This window comes from Rhizobium sp. BR 317, from assembly GCF_047445835.1.
In the GTDB taxonomy this organism is placed as follows: Bacteria; Pseudomonadota; Alphaproteobacteria; order Rhizobiales; family Rhizobiaceae; genus Rhizobium; species Rhizobium paranaense.
This window is the reverse complement of sequence record NZ_JARWLB010000219.1, coordinates 1-540: the sequence shown is the minus strand read 5'-3', so window position 1 is coordinate 540 and position 540 is coordinate 1. Positions and strand designations below refer to the sequence as shown.

General features: G+C 58.3%; 1 protein-coding gene and 1 pseudogene. Both read left to right on the top strand.

Going from position 1 to position 540, the window contains the following annotated elements; translation table 11 throughout:
- Window positions 1–259: pseudogene (locus QD357_RS32900) on the top strand (NAD(P)-dependent oxidoreductase); the annotation flags it as partial.
- A gap of 28 nt (window positions 260–287) precedes the next feature.
- A partial coding sequence (locus tag QD357_RS32895; protein WP_414126173.1) for a GntR family transcriptional regulator occupies window positions 288–540 on the top strand: 253 nt, incomplete at its 3' end.

The following is a 540-nucleotide window of genomic DNA, read 5'->3' as shown; positions in this document are numbered from 1 at the left end:
CTATATCGACGCCCGCGACGKGGCACAGGCGATCCGTCGCTCGCTCGAGTGGAGCGGCAAAGGTGCCGAGGTGTTCATCATCGCAAACGACGATGGGGTCATGACCACCTCCAACGAGGAACTCGTCAGGAGGTGGTATCCGGGGGTCCCGTTCAAGAAGCAGATCGGGAACAACGAAACCTTGCTGTCGATCGACAAAGCAAAGAGCGTTCTCGGATACCAGCCTGAACATAGCTGGCGAAAATATGTAGGCTCCTGAGAAATCAGCCAGCTTGAAGGKAAAGAAAATGCCGACCAGGAAACAGACAGCACCGGTCTCAGAGATCAAAGAGGACGCCTTCGCGAAAACAATGACMGYGACAGCCCACCTTCGGTTGCGCCAGCTCATCCTGGATAACAAGTGGGCGCCCGGTTACCAGGCGACCGAACAGGAAGTCGCGTCCMAGTTGGGGATGAGCCGGACGCCCGTAAGGGAGGCGCTCATGCGCCTCCAGCAGGACGGACTTGTCTCGGTGATCCCGAGGCACGGAATGCGGGTTC